The organism is Motiliproteus sp. MSK22-1, from assembly GCF_001968815.1.
Classification (GTDB): Bacteria; Pseudomonadota; Gammaproteobacteria; order Pseudomonadales; family Balneatricaceae; genus Motiliproteus.
In genome coordinates this window covers 248,527-266,433 of record NZ_MIEQ01000022.1, presented here as the reverse complement: position 1 = coordinate 266,433, position 17,907 = coordinate 248,527, and the positions used below count along the sequence as shown (strand labels likewise).

Below are 17,907 nucleotides of genomic sequence, written 5' to 3'. Positions count from 1 at the left end.
ATTCTACAGGGATTTTAAACACAGGGACGACTGAATTCATGCACCATCTTAGGTCACAGCTGAGGATAATTTACGCCTTCAAATCTCATTGCTTCCAACTTGCCGACAGGCGTGTACAATGGCGGTTTGTGGTTGATGCCGTTTGTGCCTGGACGTATTGTTAGCGCGAATACTGCTTTACAACTATTAATGGGGGTCTCAGGCGGCATGTTAACGGGGCTCCAAGTAATATATTAATAGTGCTTCAAGCAATAAAGCCTCAACTCCCAACTTTTAACCATTCGCTTTTATCATTAGTTCTAGCCCTATGACTGTTACTATAAAAACCCCTGAAGAAATCGAAAAAATGCGCGTTGCGGGCCGCCTGGCGGCAGAGGTGCTGGAAATGATAGAGCCTCATATCGCCGTTGGCGTAACCACTAACGAGCTTGATCAGATATGTCATGACTATATTGTCAATGAGCAACAATCCATTCCGGCACCGTTAAACTATCACGGTTTTCCAAAATCTATCTGTACATCAATCAACCATGTTGTCTGTCATGGTATTCCCAATGACAAGCCGTTAAAAAATGGCGATATCATTAATGTCGACATTACCGTTATCAAGGATGGGTATCACGGCGACACCAGCAAAATGTTCTACGTTGGCAAAACGCTCCCCCATGCGAAACGGTTAGCTGAAGTCGCTCAAGAGTGCCTCTATCTGGGTATTAAAATGGTCAAGCCCGGCGTAAGACTGGGGGATATTGGTCATGCAATCCAAAAACATGCTGAAGGTAACTACTATTCAGTTGTTAGAGAGTATTGCGGACACGGAATAGGCAAAGAATTCCACGAAGATCCCCAAGTGCTCCATTACGGAAAAAGGAACACCGGCGTCGTACTTCAGCCCGGCATGTGCTTTACCATTGAACCAATGATCAATGCAGGTAAGCGCCACACCAAACTTTCCAAACGCGATGGCTGGACGGTGGAAACCACGGACAAACGCCTGTCTGCCCAGTGGGAACACACCCTGTTGGTTACTGACGAAGGCGTTGAAGTGCTGACACTTCGCAATGAAGAAAAGGGCAAGCTCTAGGAGACCCATCTGATCGTTTCCGCCTTGTTGGAATACGGCCAACCATTGCTGATGGATGCCTTATCGCAACAACCGGCGCCTAACCACTCAATCAGTCGCGCATGTGGAGAACCTATGACCGATATCCTGAGCCATTTCAAAGCAGACAACGGCTTGTTTGATCCCACCAGTTTTGAGAAGGAACTGGAGAATTCAAGCTCGTTTCTGGCAGTATTCAAGAAAGCGCTTAAGGAAGGTCAGGAAGAGCTGGACAGACGCTTTCGCGAAGGCGTTGATATCCGTACACTGATCTACGGCCGGGCCTGGATGCTGGATCAGCTTTTACGTAGAGCCTGGCAACAATACGATTGGCCCGAGGGGGATCGCTTAAGTCTGATCGCGGTAGGAGGTTATGGACGAGGTGAACTGCACCCTCACTCTGATATCGACCTGCTAATCCTGCTAAAAGATGAAGACCCGGAAAACTTCCGGGACAGTATCGAAGGGTTCATTACCTTCCTCTGGGATATTACCCTTGATGTCGGCAGCAGCGTCCGCACCATCAGTCAATGTGTTGAAGAAGCGAGCAAAGACATCACGATTGCCACCAACCTGATCGAATCACGTACCCTGGTTGGGGACGACAATCTTCGCAATGCAATGTACGCTCAAGTCACTGAAGATGATGTCTGGTCCAGTAAAGAATTCTATAAAGCCAAGGTTGAAGAACAGCGGCAGCGTCATCACCGCACCAACGATACCGAGTACAACCTTGAGCCCAATATCAAAGATTCGGCGGGGGGTCTTCGGGATATCCAAACTGTCGGCTGGGTAGCAAAACGGCACTTCGGTGCCACCTACGTGCACGACTTGGTAGATCATGGCTTTCTTACCGACAGCGAGCTGATTGCTTTGGATAAAGGCGAACTTTATCTCTGGAGCATCCGCTATGCACTCCACATGCTCACCAACCGCTGTGAGAATCGCCTGTTGTTTGATCATCAGCGCACCTTGGCCGAGTTTTTCGGTTACCAGGACACTGACGGTGCTCTGGCTGTCGAACAGTTTATGAGCAAGTACTATCGCATTGCGATGTCCCTGGCCGAATTCAACGATATGCTGCTACAGCATTTTGAAGAAGCAATTCTGGATAACGACACATCTGAAGAAGTCAGGCCGCTGAACAACCGCTTCCAGGTGCGTGCTAACCATATTGAAATCACCAGCGATGATGTCTTCGAAAAGTCCCCCTTCGCAATGATGGAAATGTTTGTACTGCTAGCCCAGAACCCAGGACTCGAAGGGGTTCGATCTTCAACCATGCGCCTGCTGAGAATCCATCGCCACCTTATAGATGACAGCTTTCGCGAAGATATTCGCAACACTTCATTGTTTATGGAGCTACTGCGCTCTCCTGAAGGAATCACCACAGAACTCAAGCGTATGAATCGCTATGGTATTCTGGGTCGCTATCTACCGGAGTTCGGCAGAATCGTAGGACAGATGCAGCACGATTTATTTCATATATATACGGTTGATGCCCATACCCTCAAGGTAATCACCAATATGCGCCGCTTCCGTCATGGGGATCAGCAAGAGAAATTCCCGATTGCCAACCGTGTTGTCCGCAAAATCCCAAAAATGGCACTGCTTTACATCGCCGGCCTTTATCACGATATCGCCAAAGGTCGCGGCGGCGATCATTCTGCACTCGGCGGAGAAGATGCCCGCGATTTCTGCCGACGCCATCACCTGGGTAAATGGGATACCCTGCTGGTGGGCTGGCTGGTTGAGAATCACTTATTAATGTCTATGACGGCTCAACGCAAGGACATCACGGATCCGGAAGTCATTCATGAATTTGCCTTAAAGATCAGAGATATTACCCATCTGGACTACCTCTATGCATTAACGGTGGCAGATATCTGCGCCACCAACAACACCCTCTGGAATAACTGGCGGGCCTCGTTAATGCGCCAACTCTATAATCAGACCCAGCAGGTCCTGCGCCGGGGTCTCGAAAACCCCAAAAACAGAGAAGACAAAATTGAGCAGGTTCAAAAAGAAGCACTGAACATGCTTAAGCACAACGGCATCAGCGATTACAGCGCTGAATGCCTGTGGGCGACTCTGGGTGATGACTACTTCCTGCGGGAAGAAGCGGACGATATCGCCTGGCATACCGAAGCTATTCTCAATCACAGCGACAGAGAGCAGCCACTGGTTCTGGTCAAAGGAACCAGTGCACAACTACACGAAGGTGCAACCCAGATATTTATCTTCATGCGCGACCATGAAGGTCTGTTTGCAGCCTCTGTAGCGGCACTGGATCAGCTAAATCTAAGCATTCAGGATGCTCGCATCATTACCAATGACGATGGTTTCAGCTACAACACCTATATCGTACTGGACGAAAATAACCAGCCTATCGGTGATAACCCCGATTACATAATGAAGATCAAAAACACCCTGGTAGATGAGCTGGACGATCCTGCTGACTATAAGGATATCGTACAACGGCGTATGCCCAGGCAACTGAAACTGTTCGCCATGCAGACAGATGTTGTGCTCAGCACGGACCCCGAACGCAATGTGACCACCATGGAAGTTACAACTTCTGATCGCCCTGGCTTGCTGGCACGTATTGGCCAGGTATTGCTGGAATGCCAAATCCACCTGACGAAAGCCACCATTGTGAATGTCGGGGAGCGGGTTGAAGACGTATTCTTTATTTGCGACCACAACGGCCAGCCAATAACCGATCCGGCGCTGGCTGAACGACTTCAACGTCGCATTATCGAAGAGCTTGATCGGCAGATGGAAAGTGCCCTGGGGTAATACATAACCGATGCAACGGGCCCTATTTGATGCACCAGGGCCGATATCACTGGCCTCATATCGCTGAAGCCAGCTACCTGATCCATTAAGGTGAAAGACAGCGTTCGGCCAGACTTCAAAATAACAATCGAACAAACCGCAAGATTACCTGCGAGGAACACCCATGAATCCGGATTTGAACAAGTTACAACCCTATCCTTTTGAACGGCTAAACCAGTTAAAGTCCGGTATTACGCCACCTGCGGAGCTGAACCACATAGCATTGTCAATTGGTGAACCTAAACACCCGGCACCTGCTTTTGTTCGTCAGGAAATAACCGATCAATTGGACAGTTTATCGGGTTACCCCAATACCAAAGGGATTACTGAACTTCGTAGTGCAATTGCTCAATGGGCAGAAAAACGCTTCAACCTAAAAGCGGAGAGCCTCAACCCTGAAAGTAATGTTCTTCCCTGTAACGGCACCCGAGAGGCCTTGTTTGCTATAACCCAGGCCATTATCGATAGAACCGCCAAAACCCAGCCGAAGGTAATCTGCCCCAACCCTTTTTACCAGATTTACGAAGGAGCAGCCTACTTAGCCGGCGCCAAGCCCTATTTTCTCAATTGCATGGCTGACAACAATTTTTTGCCAGATTATGACTCAGTGCCTGAGCACGTATGGCAACAGTGCCAACTGCTATTTGTTTGCTCTCCGGGCAACCCTACCGGCGCTGTAACATCCCTTGAGCAATTCCAGAAGTTGATAGCGCTTGCCGATAAATATGACTTCACCATTGCTGCCGACGAATGCTATTCAGAAATATACTTTGATGAAGCCCGACCGCCTGTCGGGCTTTTAGAAGCCTGTGCAGAATTGGGGCGCCACGACTACCGTCGATGCCTGGTTTTTCATAGCCTTTCAAAGCGCTCGAATCTACCAGGGCTTCGTTCTGGATTCATCGCAGGAGATGCTGAAATTCTGTCTCGCTTCCTGCTCTATCGAACCTATCACGGCTGCGCTATGCCGCTGTATTCCCAACATGCCAGCATCAAAGCCTGGGCAGACGAAGAACATGTTGTAGCCAACCGTGATTTATACCGGGAGAAGTTTGATGCGGTGCTGCAACGCCTAAATGGAGTGCTGGAAGTAAGCCGCCCTGACGCAGGATTCTACCTCTGGGCAAAGACGCCAGTGGACGATGAAACCTTCGCCCGCGAACTCTTCGCCCAGCAGAATATTACTGTCCTGGCAGGTTCATATCTATCCAGAGAACAGCAAGGAAAAAACCCTGGGGACAATCGAATACGAATGGCATTGGTTGCCCCCCTGGAAGAATGCATTGAAGCAGCAGAGCGAATCAGCAGATTTGTCGCAACCCTCTAACAGCATGAATTTCTGAAAAGACAAAGACACTGAACCGAACAACACTGAGGCACTCACACATTATGATCACGCTATATGGTATCAATAACTGCGACACCATACGTAAAGCCCGTAAATGGCTCCAGGAAGAAGGCATCGACTACAGGTTTCACGATTATCGTAAAGATGGCCTGAACGCTGCACAATTGAATGGCTGGGCCGACGAACTGGGCTGGGAAGCACTACTGAATCGCCGTGGAACCACTTGGCGCCAGCTTCCTCAGGAACAAAAAGATGCTGTTACCCGTGACAGGGCTATCGACCTGATGCTGGCACAACCGGCAATGATCAAACGTCCACTGCTTGACTTGGGAGAGCAACGCAAACTTGGCTTTTCAGTAGCAGACTATAGCCTTCTGTTTGAAAAACAGGCAGATTAACCCCATAGTCTGATATCCATAGGATTCTAACTAAACACGAACCAGTAAAAGCACGACTTTCAGCTAATTCCAGTCCAGGGCTAAACAGCATTTTGGGCTAACGACTGTATTGAATAACAGATAAGCGTCTATCGGAGAATGATTCCATGAGTGGTAATAATTTCAGCCTCGGGCTAGGTATCGGTACAAAATCCTCCAAGGGTGACTGGTTAGAGGTGTTTTACGCAAAACCAGTTTTCGAGCCTTGCAACAGTCTGATCAAAGCACTTGCGGATGCTATTGGTTATGAAGGCGGCAACCAGGCTATAGATATCAATGCCAACCAGCTGGAGGCATTATCATCAGCTTTCTCTTCGGTTAATGCGCAAGACCAGATCGCTATCGTTGAAACACTTAAGGGTACAGAGCAACCTCTGGTTCTCTGTATTTTGCAGGATGATGACAAACCAGCTTCGACTCCTGAGGTTTACCTGAAGTTACAACTCATCTCTCAGCGTATTATCAAGCCTCATGGAACCTGCCTGGACGGGATGTTCGGTCTGCTGCCAAATGTTGCCTGGACCAACGAAGGAGCAGTAGCACTGGAAGACTTACCACAGCGTCAACTTGCCAGTCGGGCAGCCGGCAAGGTTCTGGACGTACAGTCAGTGGATAAATTTCCGAAAATGGCTAACTATGTTGTACCAGCCGGGACTCGCATCGCCGCAACTTCACGTGTTCGCCTTGGTGCCCACCTGGGAGAAGGCACTACGATCATGCACGAAGGCTTCGTTAACTTTAACGCCGGTACTCTCGGCACCAGCATGGTTGAAGGTCGCATTTCAGCGGGTGTTGTAGTAGGAGAAGGCTCTGATCTTGGCGGTGGCTGCTCTACCATGGGTACTCTTTCCGGAGGTAACAACGTAGTAATTTCTGTCGGAGAAGGTTGCCTGATTGGTGCAAATGCAGGTCTTGGTATCCCGCTGGGTGACCGCTGCACAGTAGAAGCAGGTCTTTATGTGACCGGTGGCTCTAAAGTGGTTGTCCTGGATGATCAAAATCAGGAGGTCGAAGTCGTTAAAGCGGGCCAGCTGGCAGGCCAAACGGATCTGCTTTTCCGTCGTAACTCTCAAAATGGCCGAATTGAAGTCAAAACCAACAAATCAGCCATCCAGCTCAACGAGGAACTGCACTCCAATAACTGATCACAGATGATCAGAAAACTAACAGAACCCGCCGCTTGGCGGGTTTTTTATGCGCCCCTTGAGCACCGATAGAAAAGCTTGAGATAAAAACCAGTATTGCCACTTATACCGGGCGTCTTTCTAACGCTTTGGTGCCAGCCCCATATCATCCAGCTTCATCAATATTTCCGTCTTCCGGGTCCTGGAAACGTCCTGCCAATGTATATTTTCCTGAGCACCAATGATTGCGTAGATCGAATTCATCCCTGTACCTTTTACCGTCTTTTTCAGTTTGGCATAGAGTTCATACGGATCGATAGCCATAAACTCCTCAACGGAATTAACATCAACCCTGGCCAGAATCTCTTCACTTTTAGGGCCGAAACCTTTTAAATCACGAAGCCTCATCAGGGTACTTCTCTGCCTCCATAGAATTTATCATCGTTGAAATAAACCAGATGTCATATAACACACTGACGGTATCTATCCGAGAACCATTTCGATCCACGTTGCCATATTCAACACGCTTAGCGGCTCTCACTCATCAGCGTTATAACATTCCCGCTGGTATCTTTTAGATGTGCCAGAACGCCTCCCCAGGGTTGTTTTTCTGGAGTTGCCGTAAACTCAACACCCTTTGCGATCAGCTGCTCATAGGTAACCTGAACATCATCAACTTGTAGGGAAACCCCGACAAAACGACCCACTAATGACTTGTCCTCATTACTGGCATCAGAATCAACTCTCTCTATTCCAAATTTTGCCCCACCAACATCGAATTCAGCCCATCCGAATGACTCATCCTTAAACTCAAGGACAAGTCCCAGCTTATTTTCGTAGAAATCACAGGCTGACAGCCAATCATCGACCAGAATTCTCACAGCATAAAGTCTCATTATCATTCCCTTTATTGTTACGACAGGCTATAGAAAAGATCAATCGCGATACTACTGTCTCAGCGTAAACACTTCTATCTCAGTCAATAAAGCAGCCCTTGTCGGTCTCAACACCTGCTCTGCAAATAGGACAGAAGCGGTATCCCGTAGGGCAGCAGTCATTGCAGGAATAAAGCACCAATGCGCTCATCTGTGCGCATTGGGCACACTTTATGACGGTTTCACCCGGCGCTACTAAAAAAATATTACCATTACAGTTAAGGCAGCTGTATTTCATTTTTCGACGTTCAATATCTGGGTGCGCTTGAGTTCCTGTCTCCGTTTCTGTAGTCATAATAAAACCTCATAGATCTAATTCATTAAACAACAGAACCGCCCATACCAGGAATCCAACTTTAAACGACAGTAAAACCCAAAAATCAATATAAGTATGCTTGAAATAAAACTTTAAAAGATCACCAGCCCCCTGGCTGAGAACCGCCGCCGTCCACGCCCAGTATGGAATGATATACGCCCAAAATGACAAATCGGCAACACCCTTGGCAGCGCTGATCAAATAGAGAAGACTCACACCAATCAAATGAATGCCGACCCATAGGGTTAATGTGGTTGGGATAAGTAGAAACAACACACCAGCGGTAAAAGACAACCAGGTTGAAATGGTGAAAAAGGCTTGATATTCGGGAAATTTCTCCAAAACACCGGAGAAGTTTTCAAGCAAATAGTCCTGTAGCCCTAATATAGAGACTGAGCCTGATGTGGCAAAGCTCGCACCAGAGAAACCAATCAAGAGGGGCTGCCCTTTTCTGGGCCGCTCATCACCCAACATCGACACGCGCTTTTTATGGTTCATCGGATATCCTTAAGAGTAAACGCGACTCCATCAATATGTAGACCAAAATTCCACTCGGCGCCACATTGATCGGTTAAGAACCATGCCAGAATAAACTGAAACCAGTGCAAACCCTATCTTGCAGATCTCACCCTGTTATTTGCTTCTGCTATAAATTTCTACGCTGCTGTTCTTTGGGTTCCAATATTGAAGACATATCAACATACTTTTCAAATGCTTTGGTCGCTGTAGAAACAGTTATTGCGACAATAATTCCCGTAAACATTATTCCTATAAATGCTATGGCAATTGAGACAACTTTCGATATTTTCCTCAATGGCCTGATATCACCATAACCAACCGTCAACGCCGTAATAAATGACCAATAGAATGCATCGAACTTAGTCCAGCCTTCTATACGACCAACGACTTGCCCTAAGATGAGTACCTGAAAAAACAGAAACAACAATAGCGGCATGGCAAAGTAAACACCGATGATAAAAAACTTAATAAAAGCAATTGTAAAATCCATAAATAACCGCCCTGATAAGAACTGAAAATTCAGGAACCGATCTTCCCGTATCGACTATGTTGCGAGAGATGTATTACAACTGTTCCATTATCTGTTGTTACCGGGTAATAAACTTCATACCTTCCATCATTAGAGGAAAAGTGATAATCAGTGACATCACCGTCAAATACTGAGTGCAAATATTTCCGCTCTTCACTTGAAGTACTCAGTATATAGTTTTCTTTTAAAGCTTCTTCATTCTTACCTAAGCCAGAGTAGTTGCTAAACCCTAACAGCAGTGGTTTTCCATCCAGTCTATCCCTTGCAATTACAGTTACTCTCGGAAACTTTTCTTCTACTCTACTGAGTACCTTAATGTCCTGACTGGTTTTTTGGATATACTCTCGAGAAAACGAAAATGCGCTTAACCTGGAAATTATTTCTGACTGTTCTTCTAACAAGTCTGCAGCAGAAGAAACAAGATACTTTTCTTTTTGCTTCGATGTTAAAAAATCACCTGTATACAAAAGAGTAAAGATAACAAGCAAGGAACCTAAAAAACAGGAAGTAACAATTTTATAGTGAGTCTTAGATTGTATTTCAGCCGTGCCACCTTTCTCTGCAATAGCTGTAAGATTGAACATAATATTCAATACAATCGCACCAGCCAGAATAGAAAATATACCAAAAATACTTAACAAAAACATTTCTGTCATATTTTCTCTAAAAACTTTGAATCCAAAAACAGTAGAGCAAATAAATATAAAGACCCAATACATTAATAAAAAAACTGTAACCAAAGCAATTTTGTTAGTTATTTTTACAATATTCAAAGTTTAGCCCCCACATCTAACTCCGCTGACATCAACAAATACTTTTCCCGCGCTTTAAACCCGGCCTTTTCATAAAACTTTTTCGCTGCGACATTGCTCCGGGCCACTTCCAAGTGCAATGCGTTGATTTCAAGATTTTTGGCTTCCTTCCTGATAGCCTCCAAGACCTGAGTGCCCACTCCTTTTCCACGGAACTCAGTGCTCAGATAAAATTCATCGACAAAGGCATCAAAACCATTGAATTCAATACTGTACCCTCGACAAATAGCAATATATCCCGCTATTGTGTTGTCGCAATAGATCAGCCAGATACCACCAAATTCAGGATTCATTATCAGCTTGCGTACCGCTGATTCACGCTCTATTTGAGTACTCTCCAGTTGCTCAAACTCATGATATGCACTCACAAATGGAAGAAGAAGCGTTACCTCCTTTAACGACGCCTGATGTAGTTGTATATTCATAGGGTTTGCATCCAATGTGTTAACCTGAATTTTTCACGAAACTATAAAAAAGTAAATTTTTTATTATCAGCACCAAAAACCCAAGCAACCTAGACCCGGAGATGCTGTAGCGGTTACAGCACTCTGGTTGTTTTATTTTCTAAGCTGTTAATGACCCATAATTTTTAGAGCAATATAGGGTGCGACGATAAAAACTAAAGTCATGATTTTATAGTTACTTAAAAATTTAAAATACAGAGAGCCCAATTCTTTTTCGTCGACACCCAGTAACTTGCTATGGATTGAAGAGATAGCCCCTCTCATAAAAATCATGGTTAAGGTCGCTAGAAGAAGGTATGCAATATTGACTACAGCAGCCCAGCCCAATAATTCAGTTAATTGTGAAAGAGTGATCATAACTTTTCCTCCCTGTTATCAGCGCATTTCCATAGGCTCGCTTTACTCAGCAGATAAGCGTCAATCTCCTTGTACAGATGGAGATTCAATGCATCTATTGTATAAGTAAATAGGTAGTTTGCTGTTTGTAGATCTCGCAGACAATCGTAGTGTTTTTCTGTTACAAAGGTGTGTGAACAATGCCCCCAGTGAACGTAAGTACCTTCACGGTTTTCCGCGACTTGCCAGGCAATAGTGCCAGCTTCGGCTTTATATAGATTAGCAGCTGAAGGGAGAGTGGCTAATGTAGCAGTTGACTCCAAAATTCTAACTGCAGGTTGGCCAATCATCACATAGAGGGCCTGCTGATGGCTTTGTTCTCCGATAAGGGTTTCAGCCAGGTATCCAGGCACAGCATCAGCGAGTTCTTTAGGCGGTAAGTAAATACTTACATCAGCACTATCGCTGTCGGGGTCTAATTGTGTTGACGGCAAAGCACTATTTCGCGTTGTTACTGCATAATTTATTGGTATGCAGAGGGAGGGGGCAACTCTTATATAGTCTTCGTTTGCACCGCATGATGCAGCCATTAGCGACAGGGTAACAACATACGTCAATGTCTTTAAATTATAATAACGCATTATGCCAGATCACAGTCATGACAATACAGATGTCCATATGCTTCTAACTCTAGGCTATCCGGTATAATAAACAGCCAAGTGCCTCCGTAGAAATTTGAGGGAATACCAAATTTAGCAAACGCAATGTGATGATATTTGGCAACTTGACTCAAACTGAGCAATCCAGCGACCGAACCAATCTTCTGTTTTCTGTCTATTTCAACGAAAATAGCATGCTGACGAGCGACTTCAAGACCTACCTTTTTTATTTTGGCCCTCATTTCCGTAAAGCTACCGTGAAATCCTGATTTCTCAAGTCCTGCAGCAAGGTTAACTACAGTTGATCTTGCCATGCCTTCCCAATACAAAAAACCTTTATGATCCCAGTAAGCGCTATTTCCTTGTGCTATCTCCCTTTTAAGGTCTCCGCACTCTTACACCACAGCGCATAGCCTATTCTGGCGATAGGATCTTGAACTTTAAGGCGAATTAACCAAAATTGTGTAAGGTTTTTTTGAGCTAGATATGTTTGCTCCATTTGGGTTATAGCAAGGTTTCGCATAAGCACATCCGTGTTTAATAAGGATTAATTTTTAAAGAAAGAAAAGAATTTTATAGAAATATAAGTGGTAAATAAACCCACCTACATCCAAAACTTACTCTCTGTCAAAATTTAATTTTAATTTGTTAATTTTTTTCGTAAAATTGTATTTTATTTAGTTTATAAACTTTAATTATTAAAAAACTAAATATCAAACTTGGCACCCAACCAAACATTAAGACGAATAAGCTTGATGCCCCATCCTCAGGTTCGTGGTTTCGCACTCCTTCTGAAAATTCAAGCCAAGCTAGTTCATTATAAAATTCCACCCTTATTACTTGAATATGCCACCCTATCAGCACTGAAGTAATCATAAGAATAATTAGGAAAATCCGCTTGCTTTGGTTTATCCCAATTACTGTCATGATTATTGACACAGCAATAGTTGTTACCAGATACGAATCCATATTCTAAAGATTAAGCATTATATTATACTCAACGTTTCCCAAGCGAAATAAATCACATCAACAAGACGCATACCAAAAAATACAACACACGTCCTTCATTATCAATTCCTTACCCACGATCAATCACTACTGAGGCGTTAAGTCACATCAAACCTTGACTCACAATCAATAATGATTATCATTTGCCTTTCATTAACCATTCGGTAGATGCTGTTATGTGCCAATCCTCTGACTCCGTCAATAGCATTCCGGTCAAGCCCTTATCACGACGCCTCAAGTTGTGGGAGATCCATCACCATTTCCATTGTTCTATTCTGGGGACCTGCTTAACGATGGCTGAGCTTCGTAAAGTCGCTCGGCAAAGTAACTACACTGTTGATGCCAGTACGGATGATTTTCTGCTGCATTCTCATATGGTCGCTGAATCAGCGAAAAGAAAGCGCACTGCCCGTAATCTTCAGCGGATGTTGGATCGTAAATATCATCGCTGGATACAGCAGTTGAAGGGGGCTGACAGTAAATCCTTTGTGCCGATGTGGGAACAGGCGCTGCAAGGTGGGGATATGGCTGGACTGTTATGGGCTCTAATGACGCACCCTGAAACAGATGGAAATCTGATTACCCGGGTACATCAGCAGGTTCACATGCTGTCTCATATTCAGGGTTCTGAAAATCGTGCTGATTTGCATACCAGGCAACAGCTTCAAAGCCAGGTAACAGAACTGCAACAGAAACTGGATGAAAGCCAAATTGCTCAGCGACAGTATCAAACACAGCAGGAGCAATTATTTCAAGCTCAGGAAAAAGCCCTTTCGGCATTACGTCAGCAACAAGAGAAGCAGGCCGAGGAGCCTTCTGACAATATCAGCCATCTAAAACAGCAGATGCGGGAAAAAGATAAGGATTACCGACAATTACTAAAGCGATTGGAATGGACAGAAAATCGCCTTACTCAACGGGAAATGCGCTTAACAGAACTCGAGCAGGGCTTAGAAGGACTAAAGGATCAGCTGCAGGAGGCTCATTTGGAGCGCCAAGCTCTGGAGCTCAACATGATCGCTCTATTACCAGCAGCTAATAATCATTCAGATATAGAAGAGCCTATAGCCAGCCTGGACGGTCAACAACTTATCTATGTAGGTGGTCGCAGCAAGATGTTGCCTCACCTGCGAGCATTAACGGAAGCCCATAATGGCCAGCTAATTCATCATGATGGTGGCTTGGAAGACAGCCGAGCCGGTTTACAGAACAGCCTGGTATCTGCTGATCTGGTTTTCTGTGCCATAGACTGTGTCAGTCACGATGCCTGTCTTAAGGTAAAACGCTACTGTAAAAAGCACAATAAACCGTTCATCCCGCTACGCAGCTCAAGCTTATCCGCTTTTTCCGGTGGATTACGGACGGTGCTAGAACAAAACAACAACTCATAAAAACAATCGGGTGAAACTTTACGAGTCCGTATGAGTCAATAAGGATTCCAGCTGCGGCCATATATTGTCCAGCAGTTGGTCTTGGGCTTTATCATTGGGGTGGATTCCGTCGGCTTGCATCAGTTCTGGTATACCGCCAACCCCTTCTAGAAAGAAAGGATAGTAGGAGACCTGGTGACGCTGAGCAACTCGAGCATAGGTTTGGAAGAATCCTTCGGCATAGCGACGCCCATAGTTGGGAGGTATCCGCATTCCCAACAGCAGGACCTCAGCACCAGCTTCCTGAGCTTTAGTTATCAATCGTTCAATATTGGACTCCATCGCCTTCAAGGGCGTACCCCGCAGTCCATCATTCCCACCCAGTTCTATAATCACCCAACGAGGTTGATACCGCTCCAGCAACGTTGGAAGACGTGTCAAGCCGCCACTGGTTGTTTCTCCACTGATGCTGGCGTTGATCACATTAATCGATGCATGTTGTCGTTTCAACCGCTGCTCAAGCAACTGCACCCAGCCGGACTTGTCTTCCAGACCGTAGCCAGCACTGATACTATCCCCAAGAACCAACAGCTCCATAGCCGTTGCTCGCACAGGCATAGCCACTATCAAGATTGCGACAAAGGCGACTAACAGCCACCATGACAGGTTTGAATAACGTGACAATTTTGACACCACAGACTTCCTCAGATCAGACCACCAGCATTTTGGCTGCTCGTAACCTCGGTAAAGAGGTCCAGGCGCAGCAGGGAATTATCTCCATTCTCAGCGGCCTTGACCTCGACGTCAACCGGGGGGAGAGTGTGGCAATCCTTGGCGCATCAGGAGCAGGCAAATCAACATTGTTAGGGTTACTGGCTGGTTTGGACACTATCACCAGTGGAGAAGTTCTACTGAATGGCCAGGCTCTGAGTCATTTGGATGAAGACAAGCGCGCCCAGGTCCGTAGTGACAGCGTCGGTTTTGTGTTTCAGAATTTCCAGCTGTTACCAGCCTTAACGGCCTTAGAGAACGCCATGCTGCCCCTGGAGCTGAAGGGAATCAACAACGCCGAAGCTGAAGCACTTCAGATTCTGGAACGCGTCGGCCTAGCGAGCCGAGTGGAGCATTACCCTCGCCAGCTTTCCGGCGGAGAACAGCAGCGAGTTGCTATCGCAAGAGCCTTTGCCAGCCGCCCCCAGTTGCTTTTTGCCGATGAACCCACCGGCAATCTCGACCAGCATACCGGCGAAAAAATTATCGATTTGCTGTTCCAGTTAAACGAAGAACAGCACACAACCTTAATCCTGGTTACTCATGATATCCGCTTGGCAGAACGCTGCCAGCGCCGACTTGAACTGACTGACGGTCGTCTGGAGCCGATGTTATGAGCACGATAACGACAACCCGCTCACCCACCGTTTCTCTTGCCCTGAAGCTACTTTGGCGAGAGTGGAGAGGCGGAGAACTCAGATTATTACTGATCGCCTTGATGATTGCGGTTACTGCCAGTTGCGCCGTAGGTTTTTTTACCGATCGGGTGGAACGAGCCCTGGTTCGCCAGGCAACAGAGTTTCTCGGCGCAGACCTGGTGTTAAGAACATCCCGAGCATTTCCAGAAAACCTGCGAGCTGAAGCGACACAACGAAATCTGCAATACAGTGAACAACTGGTATTCCCCAGCATGCTGATCAACGGTGAAAAAATGTTGCTTAGCAGCGTCAAGGTTGTTGACGACCATTATCCGCTTAAAGGTGAAGTTAAGGTCAGCACTGGTCGCGATCAGGTAGCTAAAGTGATTAAACAAGGCCCCAGCAGCGGCGAACTCTGGCTGGAACCTCGGGTACTGGAATCCCTGAATATGGAGGTTGGAGACTCCGTCGAACTCGGTGCATCGGTTTTTACCGTCAGCCAGATGCTGATACAGGAGCCAGATCGGGGAGGCGGCCTGTTCAGTTTACAGCCACGAGCAATGATGCATCAAAGCGACATCGCGGCCACTGAAGTGATTCAACCCGGTAGCCGGATACGCTACCGCTACCTGTTTAATGGCTCTGAAGCAGACCTGGAGCCTTTTCGCGATTGGCTGGAAGAGCGACTAAAACCAGGTGAACGGATATTGGATATTCAGCGGGAAAGCCCCAGCCTCGGTACAACTTTGACTCGAGCCCAGAGCTATTTGAACCTGTCCGGCCTTATGGCAGTAATCATGGCAGGTATTGCCATCGCCATGGCAGCTCGTCGCTACAGCGAACGTCATTATGACACGGCAGCATTACTGCGTTGTTTTGGGCAACCCCAGCGCCATATTCTAAAACTCTACAGCTTGCAGCTGATGATGGCTGGGACGTTAGCTTCGGCCGCCGGTGTTGGTTTAGGCTGGATGGCCCAGTACATTCTGGTAGAGCTACTGTCAGGATTGGTACCCGGTACTTTACCGGGTCCCGGCTTAGTACCTGCCTTAGTTGGATTTTGCACCGGTATGCTGGTTTTGGCAGGCTTTGCCCTGCCCCCACTGCTACGACTCAGTGATGTCACGCCGTTACGGGTTCTACGCCGTGATCTAAGCCCCTTACCCAGAAGTGCCTGGCTGGTTTATGGGCTCTCGGCTTTGCTGATTTTAATGTTGCTCTGGGCTTATAGCCGGGATTTGAAACTGACACTGGTAATCGCCGGTATCGGCAGTATTGGCGCCTTGATTTTAGGGGTTCTGGCCTGGATTCTGCTCCGGTCTCTGGTAAGAATACCAGGCCCTCTGGCCTGGCGCCTGGCCAGTAAAAACCTCCTGCGTCACCCGCGGGACAGTCTTAGCCAACTGTTTGCTTTTGGAATCACCCTGGCGGCGATGGCGTTAATACTGATAGTACGCAGCGACCTGCTCCAGAGCTGGCAGGAACAACTTCCCGACCAAGCACCGAATAATTTTCTTATCAATATACAGCCCTGGCAGGTTGAAGAACTGGAAGGCTACCTGGATAACAAACAAATCCCCCATAGCGGTGTATACCCAATGGTCCGAGGTCGGTTAAGCCATATAAACGGCCAAGAGGCCGCTAAGACTATTCCAGAGCAATCTCCAGGTCGCAGGGCAATTAGTCGTGAGTTAAACCTGACCTGGAGCGATACACTGGCTGCTGATAATCGGATTCTCGAAGGCCGTTGGTGGCAACCCGAAGATCAGGGGAAACCCTATATATCCCTTGAAAGAGACTTGGCGAGAGATCTCGGTGTCGGAATTGGTGACAAACTAAGATTCAGTTTTGGTGATCGCAGTGTCGAGAGTGAGATCATCAGCCTGCGGAGCTTGGATTGGGGCTCCTTACGACCAAATTTCTACGTAATTTACCCTCCTGGAGCGCTTGAAGGACTACCCGCTAATTTTATTACCAGTTTCTATCTGCCCAACGATCGCAGCGCTGAACTGAATCAACTCATACAGCAGTTTCCAACCCTGACCCTTCTGGAAGTGGACCGTTTACTGGCACAGATCCGTAGTATTATCGAACAGGTTAGCATTGCCGTGGAATATGTGCTGATGTTTGTTCTCGCCGCTGGAATCACCGTGCTGTTCGCAGCGCTTGCCACCAGCATTGATGAGCGGCTGCAAGAAGGAGCCCTGCTGCGTACTCTCGGAGGCAACAGCAAAACACTGCGGCGCATGTTAGGCCTTGAGTTTCTGCTTATGGGGGCACTTGCGGGCATACTGGCAGCACTGTTGGACGAAGCTGTATCTTTCTGGCTGTATCAGCAATTGTTCAAATTGGAGTACAACCCCAACCTGGCGCTATGGCTTTGGTCCCCTCTGGCAGGAGCGGCATTGGTGGGCTGTTCCGGCCTGCTCGGCACTCGCAAAGTCATCAAACAAAGTCCATTAAAGGTGTTACGAGAGCTGTAACTCCAAATTCATGGGCATTCCCATAAAAAGGACAGGGATATACTGATCTGGATCAAGTGCATTTATCAAACAATCGTTCAAAATCCACCTTGAAAGATTGGCATTCGTATTCTCCAGGTAGCCGTCTGTTTGTCCCTGAATGTCATACCTAATGTTATTAATAGTCTTCTTGAGATCCCTTGCCGCAAACATTCACTGCGGGAGGATTACATTAACTT

Annotated in this window: 19 protein-coding genes; 8 read left to right on the top strand and 11 right to left on the bottom strand. The window is 46.7% G+C overall.

The genetic code is table 11. The features are described 5' to 3' along the window. The first annotated feature begins 307 nt into the window (after positions 1 to 307). From map to dapD, 5 genes are all read left to right on the top strand, one after another. The gene (gene map / locus BGP75_RS04430) at positions 308 to 1,084 is read left to right on the top strand and encodes a type I methionyl aminopeptidase (protein ID WP_076715614.1); all 777 of its coding nucleotides are present in this window, start codon (positions 308 to 310) and stop codon (positions 1,082 to 1,084) included. A 114-nt stretch (positions 1,085 to 1,198) separates the two neighbouring features. Next, positions 1,199 to 3,901, top strand: coding sequence for a [protein-PII] uridylyltransferase (locus tag BGP75_RS04425; protein ID WP_076715611.1), 2,703 nt, complete (start codon positions 1,199 to 1,201; stop codon positions 3,899 to 3,901). 163 nt (positions 3,902 to 4,064) lie between these two features. Next, a complete protein-coding gene (gene dapC / locus BGP75_RS04420; protein WP_076715608.1) occupies positions 4,065 to 5,267 on the top strand; it encodes a succinyldiaminopimelate transaminase in 1,203 nt (400 codons plus the stop codon). Between the two features lie 62 nt (positions 5,268 to 5,329). After that, positions 5,330 to 5,686: an ArsC family reductase gene (locus BGP75_RS04415; protein WP_076715605.1), complete on the top strand. Its 357-nt coding sequence runs from the start codon at positions 5,330 to 5,332 to the stop codon at positions 5,684 to 5,686. 146 nt (positions 5,687 to 5,832) lie between these two features. Beyond that, a complete protein-coding gene (gene dapD, locus BGP75_RS04410; RefSeq protein ID WP_076715602.1) occupies positions 5,833 to 6,870 on the top strand; it encodes a 2,3,4,5-tetrahydropyridine-2,6-dicarboxylate N-succinyltransferase in 1,038 nt (345 codons plus the stop codon). Between the two features lie 120 nt (positions 6,871 to 6,990). Here the strand turns inward: dapD and BGP75_RS04405 are convergent, their stop codons facing one another. The 10 genes from BGP75_RS04405 to BGP75_RS04365 all read right to left on the bottom strand — a co-directional run bounded on the left by BGP75_RS04405 (position 6,991) and on the right by BGP75_RS04365 (position 11,733). Continuing rightward, positions 6,991 to 7,257 (bottom strand): TfoX/Sxy family DNA transformation protein, encoded by a 267-nt coding sequence (locus tag BGP75_RS04405; protein ID WP_076715600.1) that lies wholly within the window; start codon positions 7,255 to 7,257, stop codon positions 6,991 to 6,993. Between the two features lie 119 nt (positions 7,258 to 7,376). Further along, the gene (locus BGP75_RS04400; RefSeq protein WP_076715597.1) at positions 7,377 to 7,745 is read right to left on the bottom strand and encodes a VOC family protein; all 369 of its coding nucleotides are present in this window, start codon (positions 7,743 to 7,745) and stop codon (positions 7,377 to 7,379) included. Between the two features lie 79 nt (positions 7,746 to 7,824). Beyond that, a complete protein-coding gene (locus tag BGP75_RS26735) occupies positions 7,825 to 8,079 on the bottom strand; it encodes a hypothetical protein (protein ID WP_143820974.1) in 255 nt (84 codons plus the stop codon). Positions 8,080 to 8,088: 9 nt separating this feature from the next. After that, positions 8,089 to 8,598, bottom strand: coding sequence for a hypothetical protein (locus tag BGP75_RS04395; RefSeq protein WP_076715594.1), 510 nt, complete (start codon positions 8,596 to 8,598; stop codon positions 8,089 to 8,091). A gap of 148 nt (positions 8,599 to 8,746) precedes the next feature. Then, positions 8,747 to 9,109, bottom strand: a complete 363-nt coding sequence (locus tag BGP75_RS04390; protein ID WP_076715591.1) for a potassium channel family protein — start codon at positions 9,107 to 9,109, stop codon at positions 8,747 to 8,749. Positions 9,110 to 9,138: 29 nt separating this feature from the next. Further along, a complete protein-coding gene (locus BGP75_RS04385) occupies positions 9,139 to 9,921 on the bottom strand; it encodes a hypothetical protein (RefSeq protein ID WP_076715588.1) in 783 nt (260 codons plus the stop codon). Beyond that, complete coding sequence (locus BGP75_RS04380) at positions 9,918 to 10,385, bottom strand: GNAT family N-acetyltransferase (RefSeq protein WP_076715585.1); 468 nt, start codon at positions 10,383 to 10,385, stop codon at positions 9,918 to 9,920. Before BGP75_RS04380 ends, BGP75_RS04385 begins: the two co-directional genes overlap by 4 nt. A 147-nt stretch (positions 10,386 to 10,532) precedes the next feature. Then, on the bottom strand, positions 10,533 to 10,781 hold the full coding sequence (locus BGP75_RS04375; RefSeq protein WP_076715582.1) for a DUF6868 family protein: 249 nt from the start codon (positions 10,779 to 10,781) through the stop codon (positions 10,533 to 10,535). Continuing rightward, positions 10,778 to 11,401, bottom strand: coding sequence for a hypothetical protein (locus tag BGP75_RS04370; RefSeq protein ID WP_076715579.1), 624 nt, complete (start codon positions 11,399 to 11,401; stop codon positions 10,778 to 10,780). The genes BGP75_RS04375 and BGP75_RS04370 overlap by 4 nt, the downstream gene beginning before the upstream one ends. Then, positions 11,401 to 11,733 carry a hypothetical protein gene (locus BGP75_RS04365; protein WP_198939265.1) on the bottom strand — a complete coding sequence of 111 codons (333 nt, stop codon included), beginning with the start codon at positions 11,731 to 11,733 and terminating at the stop codon, positions 11,401 to 11,403. The genes BGP75_RS04370 and BGP75_RS04365 overlap by 1 nt, the downstream gene beginning before the upstream one ends. A gap of 987 nt (positions 11,734 to 12,720) precedes the next feature. Between BGP75_RS04365 and BGP75_RS04355 the strand changes: the two genes are divergently transcribed. Further along, on the top strand, positions 12,721 to 13,818 hold the full coding sequence (locus BGP75_RS04355) for a DUF2325 domain-containing protein (protein ID WP_076715573.1): 1,098 nt from the start codon (positions 12,721 to 12,723) through the stop codon (positions 13,816 to 13,818). An 18-nt stretch (positions 13,819 to 13,836) separates the two neighbouring features. Here BGP75_RS04355 and BGP75_RS04350 read toward each other — a convergent pair whose 3' ends face one another. Beyond that, positions 13,837 to 14,490, bottom strand: coding sequence for an arylesterase (locus tag BGP75_RS04350; RefSeq protein WP_304441968.1), 654 nt, complete (start codon positions 14,488 to 14,490; stop codon positions 13,837 to 13,839). Here BGP75_RS04350 and BGP75_RS04345 point away from each other — a divergent pair. Then, a complete protein-coding gene (locus BGP75_RS04345) occupies positions 14,484 to 15,185 on the top strand; it encodes an ABC transporter ATP-binding protein (protein ID WP_233152840.1) in 702 nt (233 codons plus the stop codon). The genes BGP75_RS04350 and BGP75_RS04345 overlap by 7 nt on opposite strands. Beyond that, positions 15,182 to 17,689, top strand: a complete 2,508-nt coding sequence (locus BGP75_RS04340) for an ABC transporter permease (RefSeq protein WP_076715568.1) — start codon at positions 15,182 to 15,184, stop codon at positions 17,687 to 17,689. The genes BGP75_RS04345 and BGP75_RS04340 overlap by 4 nt, the downstream gene beginning before the upstream one ends. Positions 17,690 to 17,907 lie beyond the last annotated feature (218 nt).

Excerpts from the sequence above, each read along its gene's own strand:
- BGP75_RS04415 (WP_076715605.1), top strand. The coding sequence starts at position 5,330 with ATGATCACGCTATATGGTATCAATAACTGCGACACCATACGTAAAGCC.
- BGP75_RS04355 (WP_076715573.1), top strand. The coding sequence starts at position 12,721 with ATGGCTGAGCTTCGTAAAGTCGCTCGGCAAAGTAACTACACTGTTGAT.
- BGP75_RS04400 (WP_076715597.1), bottom strand. The coding sequence starts at position 7,745 with ATGAGACTTTATGCTGTGAGAATTCTGGTCGATGATTGGCTGTCAGCC.
- BGP75_RS04405 (WP_076715600.1), bottom strand. The coding sequence starts at position 7,257 with ATGAGGCTTCGTGATTTAAAAGGTTTCGGCCCTAAAAGTGAAGAGATT.
- BGP75_RS04340 (WP_076715568.1), top strand. The coding sequence starts at position 15,182 with ATGAGCACGATAACGACAACCCGCTCACCCACCGTTTCTCTTGCCCTG.
- BGP75_RS04370 (WP_076715579.1), bottom strand. The coding sequence starts at position 11,401 with ATGCGTTATTATAATTTAAAGACATTGACGTATGTTGTTACCCTGTCG.
- BGP75_RS04395 (WP_076715594.1), bottom strand. The coding sequence starts at position 8,598 with ATGAACCATAAAAAGCGCGTGTCGATGTTGGGTGATGAGCGGCCCAGA.
- map (WP_076715614.1), top strand. The coding sequence starts at position 308 with ATGACTGTTACTATAAAAACCCCTGAAGAAATCGAAAAAATGCGCGTT.
- BGP75_RS26735 (WP_143820974.1), bottom strand. The coding sequence starts at position 8,079 with ATGACTACAGAAACGGAGACAGGAACTCAAGCGCACCCAGATATTGAA.
- BGP75_RS04390 (WP_076715591.1), bottom strand. The coding sequence starts at position 9,109 with ATGGATTTTACAATTGCTTTTATTAAGTTTTTTATCATCGGTGTTTAC.
- dapD (WP_076715602.1), top strand. The coding sequence starts at position 5,833 with ATGAGTGGTAATAATTTCAGCCTCGGGCTAGGTATCGGTACAAAATCC.
- BGP75_RS04375 (WP_076715582.1), bottom strand. The coding sequence starts at position 10,781 with ATGATCACTCTTTCACAATTAACTGAATTATTGGGCTGGGCTGCTGTA.
- BGP75_RS04380 (WP_076715585.1), bottom strand. The coding sequence starts at position 10,385 with ATGAATATACAACTACATCAGGCGTCGTTAAAGGAGGTAACGCTTCTT.
- dapC (WP_076715608.1), top strand. The coding sequence starts at position 4,065 with ATGAATCCGGATTTGAACAAGTTACAACCCTATCCTTTTGAACGGCTA.
- BGP75_RS04425 (WP_076715611.1), top strand. The coding sequence starts at position 1,199 with ATGACCGATATCCTGAGCCATTTCAAAGCAGACAACGGCTTGTTTGAT.
- BGP75_RS04365 (WP_198939265.1), bottom strand. The coding sequence starts at position 11,733 with ATGGCAAGATCAACTGTAGTTAACCTTGCTGCAGGACTTGAGAAATCA.